The sequence below is a fragment of the Streptococcus oralis genome (assembly GCF_026782285.1).
Classification (GTDB): domain Bacteria; phylum Bacillota; class Bacilli; order Lactobacillales; family Streptococcaceae; genus Streptococcus; species Streptococcus oralis_CG.
The window spans coordinates 175,948-196,159 of record NZ_JAKUWG010000003.1 but is presented as its reverse complement, the minus strand read 5'-3'; the positions used below and the strand labels follow the sequence as shown (position 1 = coordinate 196,159).

The 20,212-nt window shown below is 42.1% G+C and carries 25 protein-coding genes; 24 read left to right on the top strand and 1 reads right to left on the bottom strand.

What is annotated here, in order from left to right; translation table 11 throughout:
* Positions 1 to 15 precede the first annotated feature (15 nt).
* From MK403_RS03270 to MK403_RS03160, 23 genes are all read left to right on the top strand, one after another.
* Positions 16 to 195, top strand: coding sequence for a hypothetical protein (locus MK403_RS03270; RefSeq protein WP_000648250.1), 180 nt, complete (start codon positions 16 to 18; stop codon positions 193 to 195).
* Positions 196 to 257: 62 nt separating this feature from the next.
* Entirely contained in the window at positions 258 to 794 is a 537-nt protein-coding gene (gene rplF, locus MK403_RS03265; protein ID WP_000086638.1) for a 50S ribosomal protein L6, read from the top strand.
* 83 nt (positions 795 to 877) lie between these two features.
* Positions 878 to 1,234, top strand: coding sequence for a 50S ribosomal protein L18 (gene rplR, locus MK403_RS03260; protein WP_004244055.1), 357 nt, complete (start codon positions 878 to 880; stop codon positions 1,232 to 1,234).
* 17 nt (positions 1,235 to 1,251) lie between these two features.
* Positions 1,252 to 1,746: a 30S ribosomal protein S5 gene (gene rpsE / locus MK403_RS03255; RefSeq protein ID WP_000874204.1), complete on the top strand. Its 495-nt coding sequence runs from the start codon at positions 1,252 to 1,254 to the stop codon at positions 1,744 to 1,746.
* A 13-nt stretch (positions 1,747 to 1,759) separates the two neighbouring features.
* Positions 1,760 to 1,942 (top strand): 50S ribosomal protein L30, encoded by a 183-nt coding sequence (rpmD, locus tag MK403_RS03250; RefSeq protein ID WP_000057241.1) that lies wholly within the window; start codon positions 1,760 to 1,762, stop codon positions 1,940 to 1,942.
* 143 nt (positions 1,943 to 2,085) lie between these two features.
* On the top strand, positions 2,086 to 2,526 hold the full coding sequence (gene rplO, locus MK403_RS03245) for a 50S ribosomal protein L15 (protein WP_000766092.1): 441 nt from the start codon (positions 2,086 to 2,088) through the stop codon (positions 2,524 to 2,526).
* 11 nt (positions 2,527 to 2,537) lie between these two features.
* Positions 2,538 to 3,848: a preprotein translocase subunit SecY gene (gene secY / locus MK403_RS03240; RefSeq protein ID WP_038805841.1), complete on the top strand. Its 1,311-nt coding sequence runs from the start codon at positions 2,538 to 2,540 to the stop codon at positions 3,846 to 3,848.
* A gap of 145 nt (positions 3,849 to 3,993) precedes the next feature.
* On the top strand, positions 3,994 to 4,632 hold the full coding sequence (locus MK403_RS03235) for an adenylate kinase (RefSeq protein WP_001050433.1): 639 nt from the start codon (positions 3,994 to 3,996) through the stop codon (positions 4,630 to 4,632).
* Between the two features lie 116 nt (positions 4,633 to 4,748).
* The gene (gene infA / locus MK403_RS03230) at positions 4,749 to 4,967 is read left to right on the top strand and encodes a translation initiation factor IF-1 (protein WP_001029883.1); all 219 of its coding nucleotides are present in this window, start codon (positions 4,749 to 4,751) and stop codon (positions 4,965 to 4,967) included.
* 24 nt (positions 4,968 to 4,991) lie between these two features.
* Positions 4,992 to 5,108, top strand: a complete 117-nt coding sequence (gene rpmJ / locus MK403_RS03225; protein WP_001808836.1) for a 50S ribosomal protein L36 — start codon at positions 4,992 to 4,994, stop codon at positions 5,106 to 5,108.
* 17 nt (positions 5,109 to 5,125) lie between these two features.
* Positions 5,126 to 5,491: a 30S ribosomal protein S13 gene (gene rpsM / locus MK403_RS03220; RefSeq protein WP_268708941.1), complete on the top strand. Its 366-nt coding sequence runs from the start codon at positions 5,126 to 5,128 to the stop codon at positions 5,489 to 5,491.
* A gap of 17 nt (positions 5,492 to 5,508) precedes the next feature.
* Positions 5,509 to 5,892, top strand: coding sequence for a 30S ribosomal protein S11 (gene rpsK / locus MK403_RS03215; RefSeq protein ID WP_001118385.1), 384 nt, complete (start codon positions 5,509 to 5,511; stop codon positions 5,890 to 5,892).
* A 42-nt stretch (positions 5,893 to 5,934) separates the two neighbouring features.
* On the top strand, positions 5,935 to 6,870 hold the full coding sequence (locus tag MK403_RS03210) for a DNA-directed RNA polymerase subunit alpha (protein WP_000568993.1): 936 nt from the start codon (positions 5,935 to 5,937) through the stop codon (positions 6,868 to 6,870).
* A gap of 11 nt (positions 6,871 to 6,881) precedes the next feature.
* Positions 6,882 to 7,268 (top strand): 50S ribosomal protein L17, encoded by a 387-nt coding sequence (gene rplQ, locus MK403_RS03205; protein ID WP_000331493.1) that lies wholly within the window; start codon positions 6,882 to 6,884, stop codon positions 7,266 to 7,268.
* Between the two features lie 263 nt (positions 7,269 to 7,531).
* Positions 7,532 to 7,798 (top strand): ACT domain-containing protein, encoded by a 267-nt coding sequence (locus MK403_RS03200; RefSeq protein WP_125415450.1) that lies wholly within the window; start codon positions 7,532 to 7,534, stop codon positions 7,796 to 7,798.
* Positions 7,799 to 7,807: 9 nt separating this feature from the next.
* Positions 7,808 to 9,145, top strand: coding sequence for a PFL family protein (locus tag MK403_RS03195; RefSeq protein WP_125415451.1), 1,338 nt, complete (start codon positions 7,808 to 7,810; stop codon positions 9,143 to 9,145).
* Positions 9,146 to 9,379: 234 nt separating this feature from the next.
* Complete coding sequence (locus MK403_RS03190; protein WP_125415452.1) at positions 9,380 to 10,072, top strand: histidine phosphatase family protein; 693 nt, start codon at positions 9,380 to 9,382, stop codon at positions 10,070 to 10,072.
* Between the two features lie 157 nt (positions 10,073 to 10,229).
* Positions 10,230 to 12,731: a leucine--tRNA ligase gene (gene leuS, locus MK403_RS03185; RefSeq protein ID WP_268708940.1), complete on the top strand. Its 2,502-nt coding sequence runs from the start codon at positions 10,230 to 10,232 to the stop codon at positions 12,729 to 12,731.
* Between the two features lie 196 nt (positions 12,732 to 12,927).
* On the top strand, positions 12,928 to 13,623 hold the full coding sequence (locus tag MK403_RS03180; RefSeq protein WP_038804629.1) for a GNAT family N-acetyltransferase: 696 nt from the start codon (positions 12,928 to 12,930) through the stop codon (positions 13,621 to 13,623).
* Between the two features lie 11 nt (positions 13,624 to 13,634).
* Complete coding sequence (locus MK403_RS03175; RefSeq protein WP_125415454.1) at positions 13,635 to 14,051, top strand: GNAT family N-acetyltransferase; 417 nt, start codon at positions 13,635 to 13,637, stop codon at positions 14,049 to 14,051.
* A gap of 483 nt (positions 14,052 to 14,534) precedes the next feature.
* Complete coding sequence (gene ruvB / locus MK403_RS03170; protein WP_084945736.1) at positions 14,535 to 15,533, top strand: Holliday junction branch migration DNA helicase RuvB; 999 nt, start codon at positions 14,535 to 14,537, stop codon at positions 15,531 to 15,533.
* A complete protein-coding gene (locus MK403_RS03165) occupies positions 15,514 to 16,086 on the top strand; it encodes a nucleotidyltransferase family protein (RefSeq protein WP_268708939.1) in 573 nt (190 codons plus the stop codon). Before ruvB ends, MK403_RS03165 begins: the two co-directional genes overlap by 20 nt.
* 332 nt (positions 16,087 to 16,418) lie before the next feature.
* The gene (locus MK403_RS03160; protein ID WP_268708938.1) at positions 16,419 to 17,423 is read left to right on the top strand and encodes a sugar transferase; all 1,005 of its coding nucleotides are present in this window, start codon (positions 16,419 to 16,421) and stop codon (positions 17,421 to 17,423) included.
* Between the two features lie 261 nt (positions 17,424 to 17,684).
* Here MK403_RS03160 and MK403_RS03155 read toward each other — a convergent pair whose 3' ends face one another.
* Positions 17,685 to 18,098, bottom strand: a complete 414-nt coding sequence (locus MK403_RS03155; RefSeq protein ID WP_000264215.1) for an EamA family transporter — start codon at positions 18,096 to 18,098, stop codon at positions 17,685 to 17,687.
* A gap of 215 nt (positions 18,099 to 18,313) precedes the next feature.
* On the opposite strand from MK403_RS03155, the gene glmS reads away from it, so the two are divergent.
* Positions 18,314 to 20,122: a glutamine--fructose-6-phosphate transaminase (isomerizing) gene (gene glmS / locus MK403_RS03150; protein ID WP_131199940.1), complete on the top strand. Its 1,809-nt coding sequence runs from the start codon at positions 18,314 to 18,316 to the stop codon at positions 20,120 to 20,122.
* Positions 20,123 to 20,212 lie beyond the last annotated feature (90 nt).

Sequence of the window (20,212 nt, the reverse complement as noted above, 5' to 3'; positions counted from 1 at the left end):
GTTTAGGAGAAAAAGATGAAAGCTACTGAATTGAATGAAAAACTTATTGTTGCAGAAGACGCTTTGGCTGAATTGTCAAAAGATGACCTTGTATCTCTTTTATGTGAAATTGGTTATAGTCCTGCGGCTATTGATGTATTGACAGAATATCAGGAGTTTGTCAAAGCCTTTCGAAAGAAACTAGGTTTGCTCTAATCCGAATGCCCCCCGTGAAAACTGGCCATCACGGCCTGACAATTTAACAGGAGAAAATAAACATGTCACGTATTGGTAATAAAGTTATCGTGTTGCCTGCTGGTGTTGAACTCACTAACAATGACAACGTAGTAACTGTAAAAGGACCTAAAGGAGAACTTACTCGTGAGTTCTCAAAAGATATTGAAATTCGTGTGGAAGGTACTGAAGTAACTCTTCACCGTCCAAACGATTCAAAAGAAATGAAAACTATTCACGGAACTACTCGTGCGCTTTTGAACAACATGGTTGTTGGTGTATCAGAAGGATTCAAGAAAGAACTTGAAATGCGTGGGGTTGGTTACCGTGCACAACTTCAAGGAAAAAAACTTGTTTTGGCTGTAGGTAAATCTCATCCAGACGAAGTTGAAGCTCCAGAAGGAATTACTTTTGAACTTCCAAACCCAACAACAATCGTTATCAGCGGAATTTCAAAAGAAGTAGTTGGTCAAACAGCTGCTTACGTACGTAGCCTTCGCTCACCAGAACCATATAAAGGTAAAGGTATCCGTTACGTTGGCGAATACGTTCGTCTTAAAGAAGGTAAAACAGGTAAATAATGTTGAGTGGTTGATCTTCAACCACCGACCTATTTTCCAACTTTGTGCATAGCACACGATTTAAAACTAAAGAGGTGAAAACTGTGATTTCTAAACCAGATAAAAACAAACTCCGCCAAAAACGCCATCGTCGCGTTCGCGGAAAACTCTCTGGAACTGCTGATCGCCCACGTTTGAACGTATTCCGTTCTAATACAGGCATCTACGCTCAAGTGATTGATGACGTAGCGGGTGTAACGCTCGCAAGTGCTTCAACTCTTGACAAAGAAGTTTCAAAAGGAACTAAAACTGAACAAGCCGTTACTGTCGGTAAACTCGTTGCAGAACGTGCAAACGCTAAAGGTATTTCAGAAGTGGTGTTCGACCGCGGTGGATATCTATATCACGGACGTGTGAAAGCTTTGGCTGATGCAGCTCGTGAAAACGGATTGAAATTCTAATAGGAGGACACTAGAAAATGGCATTTAAAGACAATGCAGTTGAATTAGAAGAACGCGTAGTTGCTGTCAACCGTGTTACAAAAGTTGTTAAAGGTGGACGTCGTCTTCGTTTCGCAGCTCTTGTTGTTGTTGGTGACCACAATGGTCGCGTAGGATTTGGTACTGGTAAAGCTCAAGAAGTTCCAGAAGCAATCCGTAAAGCAGTAGAAGATGCTAAGAAAAACTTGATTGAAGTTCCTATGGTTGGAACAACAATCCCACACGAAGTTCTTTCAGAATTTGGTGGAGCTAAAGTATTGTTGAAACCTGCTGTAGAAGGTTCTGGAGTTGCCGCTGGTGGTGCAGTTCGTGCCGTTGTGGAATTGGCAGGTGTGGCAGATATTACATCTAAATCACTTGGTTCTAACACTCCAATCAACATTGTTCGTGCAACTGTTGAAGGTTTGAAACAATTGAAACGCGCTGAAGAAGTTGCTGCCCTTCGTGGTATTTCAGTTTCTGATTTGGCATAAGAAAGGGGATAAAATGGCTCAAATTAAAATTACTTTGACTAAGTCTCCAATCGGACGCATTCCATCACAACGTAAAACTGTTGTAGCACTTGGACTTGGCAAATTGAACAGCTCTGTTATCAAAGAAGACAACGCTGCTATCCGTGGTATGATCACTGCAGTATCTCACTTGGTAACAGTTGAAGAAGTAAACTAATGAATTTTTAGGGGATGTGGCAATACTCATCCCCTAAAACTAGTATAGTCATCTAAGATGACGAATGTATAGGCGAGTTGATAAGGGAGACAACCTTTTCTCTCTTATCGGCGCTAGCATTTTACAAAAGAGGAGAAAAAATAATGAAACTTCATGAATTGAAACCTGCAGAAGGTTCTCGTAAAGTACGTAACCGTGTTGGTCGTGGTACTTCATCAGGTAACGGTAAAACATCTGGTCGCGGTCAAAAAGGTCAAAAAGCTCGTAGCGGTGGCGGAGTTCGCCTTGGTTTTGAAGGTGGACAAACTCCATTGTTCCGTCGTCTTCCAAAACGTGGATTCACTAACATCAACGCTAAAGAATACGCAATTGTAAATCTTGATCAATTGAACGTTTTTGAAGATGGTACTGAAGTTACTCCAGTTGTTCTTATCGAAGCAGGAATTGTAAAGGCTGAAAAATCAGGCGTTAAAATTCTTGGTAACGGTGAGTTGACTAAGAAGTTGACTGTGAAAGCAGCTAAATTCTCAAAAACAGCTGAAGAAGCTATCACTGCTAAAGGTGGTTCAGTAGAAGTCATCTAGAGAGGTGACCTATGTTTTTTAAATTATTAAAAGAGGCCCTCAAGGTTAAGAAAGTACGATCAAAAATTCTCTTTACGATTTTTATCATACTTGTCTTCCGTATCGGGACTAGTATTACTGTACCAGGTGTGAATGCAAAAAGTCTGGAAGCTTTGAGTGGATTATCCTTCTTGAACATGCTTAGTTTAGTTTCAGGGAATGCCATGAAGAACTTCTCGGTTTTTGCACTCGGTGTGAGTCCGTATATCACAGCTTCCATCGTTGTTCAATTGCTGCAAATGGATATTGTTCCAAAGTTTGTAGAGTGGGGCAAGCAGGGGGAAGTAGGACGGAGAAAGATAAACCAAGCGACTCGTTATATTGCGCTTGTACTTGCGTTTGTGCAATCAATCGGAATCACTGCTGGTTTTAATACTCTATCTGGTGCAAAATTATTAACGACAGATTTGACCCCGCAAGTCTTTGTTACGATTGGTATTATCCTGACTGCAGGTACTATGATCGTTACTTGGCTCGGAGAGCAAATCACTGATAAGGGATATGGTAATGGGGTGTCTATGATTATCTTTGCAGGGATTGTGGCTTCAATTCCAGAGATGATTCATGGCATCTACGTGGACTATTTTGTCAATATCCCGAGTGATCGGTTGACATCATCAATTATCTTTGTCGTTATTCTCATCATTGCTGTTTTGTTGATTGTTTATTTTACAACATATGTACAACAGGCAGAATATAAAATTCCGATCCAATATACAAAAGTTGCTCAAGGTGCTCCATCCAGTTCATACCTTCCTTTGAAGGTCAATCCTGCTGGTGTTATCCCAGTTATCTTTGCAAGTTCCATTACAGCAGCACCTGCGGCTATTCTTCAGTTTGTCAGCGCTACAGGTCATGATTGGGCTTGGGTACGTACAGCACAGGAAATGTTATCTACAACATCTCCAACAGGTGTTGCCATGTATGCACTGCTGATTATTCTCTTTACATTCTTCTATACATTTGTACAGATCAATCCAGAGAAAGCAGCAGAAAACTTGCAAAAGAGCGGAGCCTATATCCATGGTGTCCGTCCAGGTAAAGGAACGGAAGAGTTTATGTCAAAACTTCTTCGTCGCCTTGCAACCGTCGGCTCCCTTTTCCTTGGTGTGATTTCAATTTTGCCGATTGTAGCAAAAGATGTCTTTGGGCTCTCAGAAGCGGTTGCTTTTGGGGGAACTAGTCTTTTGATCATCATCTCGACAGGTATCGAAGGAATCAAACAATTAGAAGGTTACCTATTGAAACGTAAGTATGTTGGTTTCATGGACAAAACAGAATAAAAGCAAGATAACTTTTGCTTAGAGAGTGGAGTATGAAGGTCTTTCTATCAGAGAGACTTTCGTCTCCCCTCTTCTATTTTGTTTTTAAATAGGGGTTGAAACAAATTTCTGCTTCTATTTAAATACAAAATAAGGAGATCAAATCATGAATCTTTTGATTATGGGCTTACCTGGAGCAGGTAAGGGAACGCAAGCAGCTAAAATTGTGGAACAATTCCACGTGGCACACATTTCAACTGGGGATATGTTCCGTGCTGCTATGGCAAATCAAACTGAAATGGGTGTGCTTGCAAAGTCATACATCGACAAAGGTGAGTTGGTTCCAGATGAAGTTACAAATGGAATTGTTAAAGAACGCCTTTCACAGGATGATATCAAAGAAACAGGCTTCTTGTTGGATGGTTACCCACGCACAATTGAACAAGCCCATGCTTTGGACAAAACATTGGCTGAACTTGGTATCGAACTTGAAGGTGTGATTAACATCGAAGTGAATCCAGATTGTCTCTTGGAACGTTTGAGTGGTCGTATCATCCACCGCGAAACAGGCGAAACCTTCCACAAAGTTTTCAACCCACCAGTTGACTACAAAGAAGAAGATTACTACCAACGTGAAGATGACAAACCTGAGACTGTTAAACGTCGTTTGGATGTGAATATCGCACAAGGTGAACCAATCATTGCTCACTATCGTGCCAAAGGTTTGGTCCACGATATCGAAGGAAATCAAGATATCAACGATGTGTTTAAAGACATCGAAAAAGTATTGACAAATTTGAAATAAAGCGTTTTTCACACTTGCAAAAAATCGCTACAAATGTTATACTGAAATAGTCTGACTTATAATTGTTGTCTCTGTGTTTAGAGGCATCGAATCGAAATTTATGGAGGTGCTTTTGCGTGGCAAAAGACGATGTGATTGAAGTTGAAGGCAAAGTAGTCGATACAATGCCTAACGCAATGTTTACGGTTGAACTTGAAAATGGACATCAGATTTTAGCAACAGTTTCTGGTAAAATTCGTAAAAACTATATTCGTATTTTAGCGGGAGATCGTGTTACTGTCGAGATGAGTCCATATGACTTGACACGTGGACGTATCACTTACCGCTTTAAATAATCGAAAAACTTGGAGGGATAAGAAATGAAAGTAAGACCATCGGTCAAACCAATTTGCGAATACTGTAAAGTAATTCGTCGTAATGGTCGTGTTATGGTAATTTGCCCAGCAAATCCAAAACACAAACAACGTCAAGGATAAGATAGAAAGGAGAAAACATGGCTCGTATTGCTGGAGTTGACATTCCAAATGACAAACGCGTAGTAATCTCATTGACTTACGTTTATGGTATCGGACCTGCAACATCTAAGAAAATTTTGGCTGCTGCTGGAATCTCAGAAGATGTTCGTGTACGTGACCTTACATCAGATCAAGAAGATGCTATCCGTCGTGAAGTGGATGCAATCAAAGTTGAAGGTGACCTTCGTCGTGAAGTAAACTTGAACATCAAACGTTTGATGGAAATCGGTTCTTACCGTGGTATTCGTCACCGTCGTGGACTTCCTGTCCGTGGACAAAACACTAAAAACAACGCTCGCACTCGTAAAGGTAAAGCTGTTGCGATTGCTGGTAAGAAAAAATAATATAGGAGGTAAAAGTCTTGGCTAAACCAACACGTAAACGTCGTGTGAAAAAGAATATCGAATCTGGTATTGCTCATATTCACGCTACATTTAATAACACTATTGTTATGATTACTGATGTGCATGGTAATGCAATTGCTTGGTCATCAGCAGGTGCTCTTGGTTTCAAAGGTTCTCGTAAATCTACACCATTCGCTGCTCAAATGGCTTCTGAAGCTGCTGCTAAATCTGCACAAGAACACGGTCTTAAATCAGTTGAAGTTACTGTAAAAGGTCCAGGTTCTGGTCGTGAGTCAGCTATTCGTGCGCTTGCTGCCGCTGGTCTTGAAGTAACAGCAATTCGTGATGTGACTCCAGTGCCACACAATGGTGCTCGTCCTCCAAAACGTCGCCGTGTATAATCATTACATTACACTGCTTTTCGTTTAAGAGGGAGTAACTAAATGATCGAGTTTGAAAAACCAAATATAACAAAAATTGATGAAAATAAAGATTATGGCAAGTTTGTAATCGAACCACTTGAACGTGGCTACGGTACAACTCTTGGTAACTCTCTTCGTCGTGTACTACTAGCTTCTCTACCAGGAGCAGCAGTGACATCTATCAACATTGAAGGTGTCTTGCATGAGTTCGACACAGTTCCAGGTGTTCGTGAAGACGTGATGCAAATCATTCTGAACATTAAAGGGATTGCAGTGAAATCATACGTTGAAGACGAAAAAATCATTGAGCTTGACGTTGAAGGCCCTGCTGAAATTACAGCTGGAGATATTTTGACTGACAGTGATATTGAGATTGTAAATCCAGATCATTATCTCTTTACAATCGGTGAAGGTTCTTCTCTAAAAGCGACAATGACTGTTAACAGTGGTCGTGGATATGTACCTGCTGATGAAAACAAAAAAGATAATGCACCAGTTGGAACACTTGCTGTAGATTCTATTTATACACCAGTTACAAAAGTCAACTATCAAGTAGAGCCTGCTCGTGTAGGTAGCAATGATGGATTTGACAAATTAACCCTTGAAATCTTGACTAATGGAACAATTATTCCAGAAGATGCTTTAGGGCTTTCAGCACGAATCTTGACAGAACATCTTGATTTGTTTACAAATCTTACTGAGATTGCTAAGTCAACTGAAGTGATGAAAGAAGCTGATACTGAATCTGACGATCGTATTTTGGATCGTACGATTGAGGAACTGGACTTGTCTGTGCGTTCATACAACTGTTTGAAACGTGCCGGTATCAACACTGTGCATGATTTGACAGAAAAATCTGAAGCAGAGATGATGAAAGTACGAAATCTTGGACGCAAGAGTTTGGAAGAAGTGAAACTCAAACTCATTGACTTGGGTCTTGGATTAAAAGATAAATAAAGGAGGAATACATGGCTTACCGTAAACTAGGACGCACTAGCTCACAACGTAAAGCAATGCTTCGCGATTTGACAACTGACCTTTTGATCAACGAATCAATCGTGACAACTGAAGCTCGTGCTAAAGAAATCCGTAAAACTGTTGAAAAAATGATTACTCTAGGTAAACGTGGTGATTTGCATGCACGTCGTCAAGCAGCTGCTTTTGTACGTAATGAAATCGCATCTGAAAACTATGATGAAGCAACTGATAAGTACACTTCTACTACAGCACTTCAAAAATTATTCTCAGAAATCGCACCTCGTTATGCTGAACGTAACGGTGGATACACTCGTATCCTTAAAACTGAACCACGTCGTGGTGATGCTGCGCCAATGGCGATCATCGAATTAGTATAAAATCATCAATTTTGTTGAGTGTTATGATGATGGAGTCTTGTGCTCTTAGTCTAGCTCTGGTCTACCGCTGGGACTTCGGTCCTAGCGGGAACACTCATCATCATTTGATAGGGTAGACGCTTGTTTACGAAATTGTTTTTTGTTTAAGAACAACTTCGTAAGCAGGCGTTTTTTAGTATTTTTTACGGAAATATGCTATACTAAGGAAAAAGAAAATCAAAAACGTTCAGGTTTTCTAATAATCGTAGAATGGGAGTCTAAAGATGAAGGCTATTATTACAGTGGTTGGCAAGGACAAGGCAGGTATTGTTGCAAGCGTGTCTACGAAGATTGCAGAGTTGGGTTTGAATATTGACGATATTTCTCAAACAGTACTGGATGAGTATTTTACCATGATGGCGGTCGTTTCTAGTGACGAAAAGCAAGATTTCACCACTCTTCGTAATGAGTTTGAAACTTTCGGTCAGACCTTGAATGTTAAAATCAATATTCAAAGTGCAGCGATTTTTGATGCTATGTACAATATCTAGGAGGTTATCATGGATATTAGACAAGTTACGGAAACCATTGCCATGATCGAAGAGCAGAACTTCGATATCAGAACCATCACCATGGGGATTTCTCTTTTGGACTGTATCGATCCAGATATTGAACGTGCTGCTGATAAGATTTACCAAAAAATCACGACTAAAGCAGCAAATCTAGTGGCTGTAGGAGACGAAATTGCTGCAGAACTTGGGATTCCGATTGTCAATAAACGAGTATCGGTGACTCCGATTTCATTGATTGGAGCAGCGACAGATGCGACGGACTATGTCGTTTTGGCAAAGGCTCTTGATAGGGCGGCTAAGGAGATTGGTGTTGACTTTATTGGTGGTTTTTCGGCCTTGGTACAAAAAGGCTACCAAAAAGGAGATGAGATTCTCATCAATTCTATCCCACGAGCTCTAGCTGAGACAGACAAGGTTTGTTCGTCTGTCAATATCGGCTCAACCAAGTCAGGCATCAACATGACTGCGGTCGCAGATATGGGACGTATTATCAAGGAAACAGCGAGCTTATCGGATATGGGAGCTGCCAAGTTGGTCGTATTTGCTAACGCCGTTGAGGATAATCCTTTTATGGCGGGAGCCTTCCACGGTGTCGGTGAAGCAGATGTTATCATCAATGTCGGTGTTTCTGGTCCGGGAGTTGTCAAGCGTGCCTTGGAAAAAGTTCGTGGACAGAGCTTTGATGTAGTAGCGGAAACAGTCAAGAAAACGGCCTTCAAGATTACTCGTATCGGTCAATTGGTTGGGCAAATGGCGAGTGAACGCCTTGGTGTTGACTTTGGAATTGTCGACCTAAGTTTGGCACCTACTCCTGCAGTTGGAGATTCTGTGGCTCGTGTCCTTGAGGAAATGGGACTAGAAACAGTTGGCACGCATGGGACGACGGCTGCCCTCGCTCTTTTGAATGACCAAGTTAAAAAGGGCGGAGTGATGGCTTGTAACCAAGTCGGTGGCTTGTCAGGTGCTTTTATCCCCGTTTCTGAAGATGAGGGGATGATTGCTGCGGTGCAAAATGGCTCTCTGAATTTAGAAAAACTAGAAGCCATGACGGCTATCTGTTCTGTTGGGCTGGATATGATTGCCATTCCGGAAGATACACCTGCTGAAACCATTGCGGCTATGATTGCGGATGAGGCAGCAATTGGTGTCATTAACATGAAGACAACGGCCGTCCGTATTATTCCAAAGGGCAAAGAAGGCGATATGATTGAGTTTGGTGGCTTGCTAGGAACTGCTCCAGTTATGAAGGTCAACGAGGCTTCGTCTGTTGATTTCATCTCTCGCGGTGGGCAAATTCCTGCTCCTATCCATAGTTTTAAAAATTAATAAAAGAGAGAGGATTTAAGTTGGGTTTAAGGATGACTGTGTATACTATAATCATTAAATAAAGATCTCCTAACTTTATTTAATTAGAATCCTAAACTTTTTCATAATAATCTCCTAGGAAAGCTACCGTTAGGGTAGCTTTTCTTGTGGGAAAATTACGAGAGCGGACTTTACTGTTGAAAGCCGAATATTTCTTTGTTCCATGATATAATAGAAGAAAATGGAGGATAGAAAATGTCTAAAGTAAGATTGTACTTGATCCGTCATGGTAAAACGATGTTTAACACGATTGGACGTGCTCAAGGATGGAGTGATACGCCTCTAACCGCAGAAGGTGAGTTGGGAATCCATGAACTGGGAATTGGCTTGAGAGAGTCTGGTTTGCAGTTTGACAGAGCTTATTCCAGCGATTCAGGGCGTACTATTCAAACCATGGGAATTATCCTAGAAGAACTTGGTTTGCAGGGGAAAATTCCTTATCGAATGGATAAGCGAATCCGTGAGTGGTGCTTTGGTAGTTTTGATGGAGCCTATGATGGGGACCTCTTTATGGGGTTGATTCCGAGAATTTTCAATGTAGACCATGTTCATCAGTTGTCCTATGCAGAGCTAGCAGAAGGTCTAGTTGAGGTTGATACTGCAGGCTGGGCTGAAGGTTGGGAAAAACTCAGTGGTCGAATTAAGGAAGGTTTTGAAGCGATTGCCAAAGAAATGGAAGAACACGGAGGGGGCAATGCTCTCGTTGTGAGTCACGGGATGACCATTGGTACGATGGTTTACCTCATCAATGGCATGCACCCACATGGCTTGGATAATGGTAGTGTGACCATCCTAGAATACGAGAACGGCCAGTTTACAGTCGATGTCGTCGGTGACCGTTGTTATCGGGAACTGGGACGTGAGAAGATGGAAGAAAATAAGCATTGATCAAGATAGCTCCGCATAGGAGCTATTTTTATTCAGTTTAGCAAGAGTGTTTTCAGAGCCAATCTTTCTTGATAATGGAGGGGAAAAGATTCTTTCTCGACTTTCAAATTCCCCCAAAAATGGTATAATAGTAACATCATAAAATTGGAGAAATAGCATGAGTTTTTACAATCATAAGGAAATCGAGCTTAAGTGGCAGGGCTACTGGGCGAAACATCATACATTTAAGACAGGAACAGATGCCTCAAAACCGAAGTTTTATGCTCTGGACATGTTCCCATATCCATCAGGAGCTGGATTGCACGTAGGACACCCAGAAGGTTATACAGCAACGGATATTCTCAGCCGTTACAAACGTGCGCAAGGCTACAATGTCCTTCATCCAATGGGTTGGGATGCCTTTGGTTTGCCTGCAGAGCAATACGCTATGGATACGGGGAATGACCCAGCAGAATTTACAGCGGAAAACATTGCCAACTTCAAACGTCAAATCAATGCGCTTGGCTTCTCTTATGACTGGGATCGTGAGGTTAACACAACAGATCCAAACTACTATAAGTGGACGCAATGGATTTTCACTAAGCTTTACGAAAAAGGCTTGGCCTATGAAGCCGAAGTGCCTGTAAACTGGGTTGAAGAGTTGGGAACAGCTATCGCCAACGAAGAAGTGCTTCCTGACGGAACTTCTGAGCGTGGTGGCTATCCCGTTGTCCGCAAACCAATGCGTCAATGGATGCTTAAAATCACTGCCTATGCAGAGCGCTTGCTCAATGACTTGGATGAGTTGGATTGGCCAGAATCTATCAAGGATATGCAACGCAACTGGATTGGCAAATCCACTGGTGCTAATGTAACCTTTAAAGTTAAGGGAACGGACAAGGAATTTACCGTCTTTACCACTCGTCCTGACACTCTTTTCGGTGCGACTTTCACAGTCTTGGCTCCTGAGCATGATTTGGTTGACGCGATTACAAGCCCAGAGCAAGCAGAGGCTGTAGTTGACTACAAACATCAAGCCAGCCTCAAGTCAGACTTGGCTCGTACCGACCTTGCCAAGGAAAAAACTGGGGTTTGGACTGGTGCTTATGCCATCAACCCTGTCAATGACAAGGAAATCCCAATCTGGATAGCAGACTATGTTCTTGCTAGCTATGGAACAGGTGCTGTCATGGCCGTGCCTGCCCATGACCAACGTGACTGGGAATTTGCTAAACAGTTTGGTCTTCCAATCGTAGAAGTGCTTGAAGGTGGAAATGTAGCAGAAGCTGCCTATACTGAAGACGGTCTTCATGTCAATTCAGGCTTCTTAGATGGGCTGAACAAAGAAGACGCTATTACTAAAATTGTAGCTTGGTTGGAAGAAGCAGGCTGTGGTCAAGAGAAGGTGACCTACCGTCTCCGTGACTGGCTCTTTAGTCGTCAACGTTACTGGGGTGAGCCAATTCCAATCATTCATTGGGAAGATGGGACTTCAACAGCTGTTCCTGAAAGTGAATTGCCACTTGTCTTGCCAGTCACCAAGGATATCCGTCCTTCAGGTACAGGGGAAAGCCCATTGGCTAACTTGACAGACTGGCTTGAAGTGACTCGTGAAGATGGTGTCAAAGGTCGTCGTGAAACAAACACTATGCCACAATGGGCAGGTTCAAGTTGGTACTACCTCCGCTATATCGACCCACATAACACAGAAAAATTGGCCGATGAGGATCTCCTCAAACAATGGTTGCCAGTAGATATCTACGTGGGCGGTGCAGAGCACGCTGTACTTCACTTGCTCTATGCTCGTTTCTGGCACAAATTCCTCTATGATATTGGAGTTGTTCCGACTAAGGAACCATTCCAAAAACTCTTTAACCAAGGTATGATTTTGGGAACTAGCTACCGTGATCACCGTGGTGCGCTTGTGGCGACTGACAAGGTTGAAAAACGTGACGGATCCTTCTTCCATGTGGAAACAGGAGAAGAGTTGGAGCAAGCACCAGCTAAGATGTCTAAATCCCTCAAGAACGTTGTCAACCCAGACGACGTGGTGGAACAATACGGTGCCGATACCCTGCGTGTCTACGAAATGTTCATGGGACCACTTGACGCTTCGATTGCTTGGTCAGAAGAAGGTTTGGAAGGAAGCCGTAAGTTCCTTGACCGTGTTTACCGTTTGATTACAAGTAAAGAAATCGCTGCGGAAAATAATGGCGCTCTCGACAAGGTTTACAATGAAACGGTCAAATCTGTCACTGAACAAATCGAATCCATGAAATTCAACACAGCCATTGCCCAACTTATGGTCTTTGTCAACGCTGCTAATAAGGAAGACAAACTCTATGTGGACTATGCCAAAGGCTTTATCCAATTGATTGCCCCATTTGCACCTCACTTGGCAGAAGAACTCTGGCAAATTGTTGCAGCAACAGGTGAATCCATCTCTTACGTGGCTTGGCCAACATGGGACGAAAGCAAATTGGTTGAAGACGAAATCGAAATCGTCGTCCAAATCAAAGGAAAAGTTCGTGCCAAATTGATGGTTGCTAAAGACCTATCACGCGAAGAATTGCAAGAAATTGCTCTGGCTGACGAAAAAGTCAAAGCGGAGATTGACGGCAAGGAAATCGTGAAGGTGATTGCGGTACCTAACAAACTCGTTAATATCGTTGTTAAATAACGAGTTTATTAGCCCTATCTGCCACCTTCAATAGTCCACTGGACCATTGAAGCCAACTAAACTCGTTAATATCGTTGTGAAATAAGATAGGAATCCTTCAGAGATAGAATCTGGAGGATTTTTTGAATCTTGATATGAAAGTATGATATACTATGTGCAACTGTAAAGTTTGAAAAGTGAATCAAGGAGAAAAACGATGCCAGTAAACGAATATGGTCAGATGATTGGTGAGTCAATGGAAGGTTATACACCAGGTGAATTGCCTGCCATTGATTTCTTAGAAGGGCGCTACGCTCGGATAGAAGCTCTTTCAGTGGAAAAGCATGCGGAGGATTTGCTAGCTGTCTATGGTCCAGATACGCCTCGGGAGATGTGGACCTACCTCTTTCAGGAGCCGATGGCAGATATGGCGGGACTGGTCACCGTCTTAAATCAGATGTTGGCTCGTAAGGATCGTTTTTACTATGCGATTATAGACAAGGCAACTGGTAAGGCCTTGGGAACTTTTTCTCTCATGCGCATTGACCAGAATAACCGAGTAATAGAAGTGGGTGCCGTCACCTTTTCACCAGCACTTAAGGGGACGAGGATAGGAACAGAAGCCCAGTATCTCTTGGCTCGCTATGTTTTTGAGGAACTCAACTATCGTCGCTATGAGTGGAAATGCGACGCTCTAAATCTTCCATCAAGACGAGCTGCGGAACGTTTGGGCTTTGTCTATGAAGGAACCTTCCGTCAGGCAGTTGTTTATAAGGGGCGTACGAGGGATACGGATTGGCTCTCTATGATTGATAAGGACTGGCCTCAAGTCAAAGCTCGTTTGGAAGCATGGCTGGCTCCTAAAAATTTTGACAAGAATGGACGGCAGTACAAGAGTTTGAGAGAAATCTAAGAGGTGTTGACATGATTACCGTTAGAAAGCAAGAATTAGTAAATATAAATGATGTTTTGCATCTCTATCAGGCAGTCGGTTGGACAAATTATACCCATCAACCTCAGATGCTGGAGAAGGCCTTGTCTCACTCATTAGCGATTTATCTGGCACTTGATGGCAATGCCGTGGTGGGCTTGGTTCGTTTGGTCGGAGATGGTTTTTCGTCGATTTTTGTTCAGGATTTGATCGTTTTGCCTACTTATCAGCACCAAGGAATTGGCAGTGCCTTGATGAAAGAGGCTTTAGCTGATTACAAAGATGCCTATCAAGTCCAACTAGTGACCGAACAGACAGAAAAAACCTTGGGATTCTATCGTTCTCTGGGTTTTGAAACCTTATCTACTTATAATTGCACAGGAATGATTTGGGTGGATCGAAAAAAATAAAAATAATTATTTTTCTTAAGTAAAGTTTAAGTCTCCTCGTGTATTATATAGTCATTAAATAAAGACCTCCTAATACTCTTCGAAAATCTCATCAACCTTCGTTAGAGTCGACTTAGCTAACTATAGTTATGCTTGCGTCTATCTGCCTAGTCTGATTTCGATTTTCATTGAGTACCCTTTATTTAATGAAATCCCAAACTTTTCTTTTTCATCATAATCTCCTAAAGAAGTCACCCAATCAGGTGGCTTTTTTGTGACTTGAGAAAGGAAATTTCATTTGGGGAAAATTAAAAAAATAATAAATCAGAAAAAAGTTAAGGTAATTTTAAGTCTCCTCGTGTATCATATAGCCATTAGATAAAGACCTCCTAACTTTATTTAATGAAATCCTAATCCTTTCTTTTTCATAATAATCTCCCTAAAGAAGCCACCCAATCAGGTGGCTTTTTTGTTTGTGGCTTGGATTTTTGATATAATGGAAACATGAATAGAATTTTAGATAATGAGATAATGGGGGATGAGGAGTTAGTAGAACGTACGCTCCGTCCTCAATACTTACGTGAATATATCGGGCAGGATAAGGTCAAGGACCAGCTGCAAATCTTTATCGAAGCTGCCAAAATGCGGGATGAAGCGCTGGACCATGTGCTCTTATTTGGGCCTCCAGGTTTGGGGAAAACGACCATGGCCTTTGTCATTGCTAACGAATTAGGTGTCAATCTCAAGCAAACGTCTGGTCCTGTCATTGAAAAAGCGGGTGATCTGGTAGCGATTTTGAATGATTTGGAGCCTGGGGACGTCCTCTTTATTGACGAGATTCATCGCTTGCCCATGTCAGTAGAAGAGGTGCTTTATAGTGCCATGGAGGACTTCTACATTGACATTATGATTGGGGCTGGAGAAGGCAGTCGCAGTGTCCATTTGGACTTGCCGCCATTCACCTTAATCGGAGCGACGACCCGTGCGGGTATGCTTTCAAACCCTCTACGAGCACGTTTTGGGATTACGGGTCATATGGAATACTATGCCCACGCTGACTTGACGGAAATTGTTGAACGAACGGCAGATATTTTTGAGATGGAAATCACTCATGAGGCAGCTGCTGAGTTGGCCTTACGTAGTCGAGGAACTCCCCGTATTGCCAATCGTCTCCTCAAGCGCGTGCGCGACTTTGCCCAGATTATGGGTGACGGCTTGATTGATGATGTGATTACCGATAAGGCTTTGACCATGCTAGATGTAGACCATGAAGGTTTGGACTATGTGGACCAAAAAATTCTTCGTACCATGATTGAGATGTATGGTGGAGGTCCTGTCGGGCTGGGAACTCTTTCTGTTAATATTGCTGAGGAGCGTGAGACGGTTGAAGACATGTACGAACCCTACCTTATCCAAAAAGGATTTATCATGCGAACCCGTTCAGGACGGGTGGCGACAGCTAAGGCATATGAGCATTTAGGCTATGAATACAATGAAAAATGAGCAAGAAACTCTAGATGCTTTCAGAGGAAATCCAGATATAATGGCTATTCTGACCATCATCCGAGATCTTGGTCTGAAAGACTCGTGGTTGGCAGCAGGTTCTGTCAGGAATTTTATTTGGAATCTCTTGTCAGATAAATCCCCTTTTGATAGTGAGACGGATGTGGATGTGATTTTCTTTGATCCAGATGTTTCTTATGAGGAAACAGTATCCCTAGAGAAAAAGCTGAGAGAGGATTTCCCCCAGTATCAGTGGGAGTTGAAAAATCAGGTCTATATGCATCAGCACAGTCCCCACACTGCGCCCTACATGAGTTCTCGTGATGCCATGAGTAAATATCCGGAACGCTGTACGGCGGTAGGTCTTCGCTTGTATGCTGATGCAACTTTAGAGCTCTTCGCGCCCTATGGACTCGAGGATATCTTGAACTTTCAAGTTTCTCCAACTCCTCATTTCCTAGATAATGAAGACCGAATGAAGCTCTATCAAGAGCGCTTGTCCAAGAAAAATTGGCAAGAAAAATGGAAAAACCTCACTTTCTCAAATCTTTGAAAAGAAGTTAGTGACTTGATTACATAAGAATTCTATATGTGAGTTTGTAATCATCACAAGATAAACAGAGAAATCTAAAGGTACAAAAAATTATATACTCAATAGGAAAAATTCATTCAATCTATCATACTAACAAAGATACCGAATTTGTGAGATTGAGTGAGAAAAACATCTATTAAGGCAATCCTTATTGTTCTTGGAAGATAAGACTCCTGAAAAATTATCCCAAGTAACTAACTTGAGCTTGAAAATTGGTATATAAACGCTTTTGAAAAGTCGTAAATTATGATACAATGTTTAGAGAAATTACTGAGACGAGGATTTAGAAAACAATGAAAGTACATTTCACAAATTTATTTGGGCAAGCATCAACGAGTGTGGCCTTAATGGCACAGAACAATGTCATGAAAATTGTTCGAGAGTTTGGAGTTAATGAGCTGGGAATCTATTTTTATGATGCAAGCCATGAACCGTGGGAAGAACTGAACTCGCGGATGGATGGGATTGTCGCGGGGGTATCTTACGGAGATGTCGTTTTTTTCCAATCTCCTTCATGGAATAGTGTTGAATGGGACAATCACTTGATAGAAAAGTTAAAGCTTTCTCATGTAAAAATGGTGATGTTTATCCATGATGTTCAGCCACTAATGTTTGAGAGCAATTATTATCTTATGAAGGCCCACATTGACATGTACAACAAGTGTGATGTGGTGGTAGTACCATCAGAACAAATGTACCAGAAACTCGTTTCAGAGGGATTAACCGTCAAGAACTACGTTGTTCAAAAACTTTGGGATCTTCCCCATGGTTTGGAACTCTATACTCCAAAATTTGAGAAAAAATTAATCTTCTCAGGAGATCCATCTCGTTTTCCACATATTGTTGACTGGAAACACAGTACCCCCCTTCATGTTTATGCTACGAGAGCAGAAGGAGTAGATTATTCCAAAGTCCACCTTGAAGGTTGGCGAACTCAGCAGGAATTATTGTTGGAGTTGTCTAAAGGAGGAGGCTTTGGCCTAGTATGGGGAAATTCCGAAAATCCTGCGGAAGAGCGTGACTACTACAAAGAAAATGTTTCTTATAAGTTGACAACTTATCTGGCCGCGGGTATTCCAGTGGTTGTGCCAGACTATCTTTCTAATGCGGATTATATCCGTGAGAAAGGTTTGGGCTTTGTCGTGTCCAGTTTGGAAGAAGCTAGCCGCATGGTTCAGGAATGTACGGCAGAAGAGTATGATCAAATGGTCACAAGAGCAAAATATACAGCTTACTTAATAAAAAATGGTTATTTCACAAAGAAATTGTTTATTGATTCCATGATGCTCTTAGATTAGTCAAAAGTCGATCATCGGTTTACCACATTCAGATTTAGAAAGGCAAAATTTCAAGTCGAAGTTAGCCACCTGAGATAATTAGTTTTTATATCAACTGTAATGGGTTGATGAAAAAATTCATCTTGGAGGGAACCAATTTGGTTCTCTCCTTTTTGCTAGACGCTTGAAGCTGATTCCCTGTACCTATAAATTTAGACATAACAAAATACCCCAAAAAGCTATCTAACTTTTTGGGGAGGTCATATATGGAGAGGGAGATGATTACAAAATCATCACCAAGGTCCCAATCGTAATCAAGATGCAGCCAATGATTGTTTTAAACGTCAGGACATCCTGTAGAAAGAAAAAGGCTAAAACGAGTGTAATGACGAGACTAAACTTATCGACAGCAGATACCTCAGTCGCATTGCCCATCTGCAAGGCCTTGTAGTAGCAGAGCCAGGAGGCACCCGTTGCCAAACCAGACAGGATGAGAAAGAGCCAACTTTTTCTACTGATGTTGACAATCTCAGTCTGACTATTGGTCAAGAAAACCATAGCCCAAGCCATTAGGATGACGACGACCGTACGAATGGCTGTTGCTAGATTGGACGGAACTCCCTCAATCCCAATCTTGGCTAAAATAGAAGTTAAGGCTGCAAAGACAGCAGATAAAAGTGCGAAGAAAAACCACATGGTAACTACCTCCTCTCTCTATTATAAGTAATCGAATCCTACTTGTCAGTTCTCAAGTGAAATCTTGCTCTGATGGCATTTTAAAAAGCTATACCAATTTTTATACTTGACAAGCGAGAAAAACAAGTATATACTGTCTTTGCTGGTTCTGTAAAAGGAAAATCAGACTATACCAATTTAAGGGGAAAGCACAGCTGGTCTGTGTCGTATATACTATGTGTGGAATTGTTGGTGTTGTTGGAAACACAAATGCAACTGATATTTTGATTCAAGGGCTTGAAAAGCTTGAATACCGTGGCTATGATTCTGCGGGAATTTTTGTCCTAGGTGGTGCTGAAAATCATCTAGTCAAGGCTGTTGGCCGTATCGCTGAATTGTCTGCTAAAACTACTGGTGTTGAGGGAACAACTGGTATCGGACATACGCGTTGGGCGACTCACGGGAAACCAACTGAAGATAATGCTCACCCACACCGCTCTGAGACAGGACGCTTTGTCTTGGTGCACAATGGGGTGATTGAAAACTACCTTGAGATCAAGGAAGAATACCTTGCAGATCACCACTTCAAGGGGCAAACAGATACGGAAATCGCAGTGCACTTGATTGGAAAATTTGCAGAAGAAAAAGGTCTTTCAGTTCTTGAAGCTTTCAAAAAAGCCCTTCACATCATCCGTGGTTCTTATGCCTTTGCCTTGATTGACTCTGAAAAACCAGATGTCATCTATGTGGCGAAAAATAAATCACCACTTTTGATTGGTCTTGGAGAAGGCTATAATATGGTCTGCTCAGATGCTATGGCTATGATTCGTGAGACTAACCAATACATGGAAATTCATGACCAAGAGTTGGTAATCGTCAAGGCTGATAGTGTCGAAGTTCAAGACTATGATGGCAACAGCCGTGAGCGTGCTAGCTACACTGCCGAACTCGACTTGTCAGATATCGGGAAGGGGACTTACCCTTACTACATGCTCAAGGAAATCGATGAGCAACCAACTGTGATGCGTAAACTCATCCAAGCCTATACAGATGAGGCTGGTCAAGTAGTAGTAGACCCAGCTATCATTAAGGCTGTTCAAGATGCGGACCGCATCTACATCCTTGCAGCTGGAACATCTTACCATGCAGGATTTGCTTCTAAGAAGATGCTGGAAGAATTGACAGATACACCAGTAGAACTTGGAATTTCATCTGAGTGGGGCTATGGTATGCCACTTCTCAGCAAGAAACCACTCTTTATCTTTATCAGCCAGTCTGGTGAAACAGCTGACAGCCGTCAAGTTTTGGTCAAGGCCAATGAATTAGGCATCCCAAGCTTGACAGTGACAAACGTGCCAGGTTCAACCCTTTCACGCGAAGCCAACCATACCATGCTCCTTCACGCGGGTCCTGAAATCGCCGTAGCATCAACTAAGGCTTATACAGCGCAAATTGCAGCCCTTGCCTTCCTTGCAAAAGCAGTCGGTGAAGCAAATGGCAATGCTAAAGCACAAGCCTTTGATCTGATTCGTGAGCTGTCTATCGTGGCTCAGTCTATCGAATCAACCCTTTCTGAGAAGGAAACGATTGATGCCAAGGTTCGAGAGCTTCTTGAAACAACTCGCAACGCCTTTTACATCGGACGTGGTCAAGACTACTATGTAGCCATGGAAGCCAGTCTCAAACTCAAAGAGATTTCTTATATCCAGTGTGAAGGTTTTGCGGCAGGAGAACTCAAGCACGGAACTATTGCCTTGATTGAAGAGGGGACACCTGTTTTGGCCCTCTTGTCAGATCCAGTCCTTGCTAACCACACTCGTGGAAATATCCAAGAGGTTGCAGCACGTGGTGCTAAGGTTCTTACCATCGCAGAAGAAAATGTTGCCAAAGATACAGACGATATCGTCCTAACGACCGTACACCCTTACCTCTCACCAATCTCAATGGTCGTACCAACGCAATTAGTCGCTTACTTTGCAACACTCCACCGTGGCCTTGATGTGGACAAACCGCGTAATCTTGCTAAGTCAGTAACAGTAGAATAAACCAAGAAAGTCTAGTTGATCTAGGCTTTTTCTAATGAGCAAATTTATTGAAAATAAAACTAATTAGTGATAAAATACCCTAAAACTAAA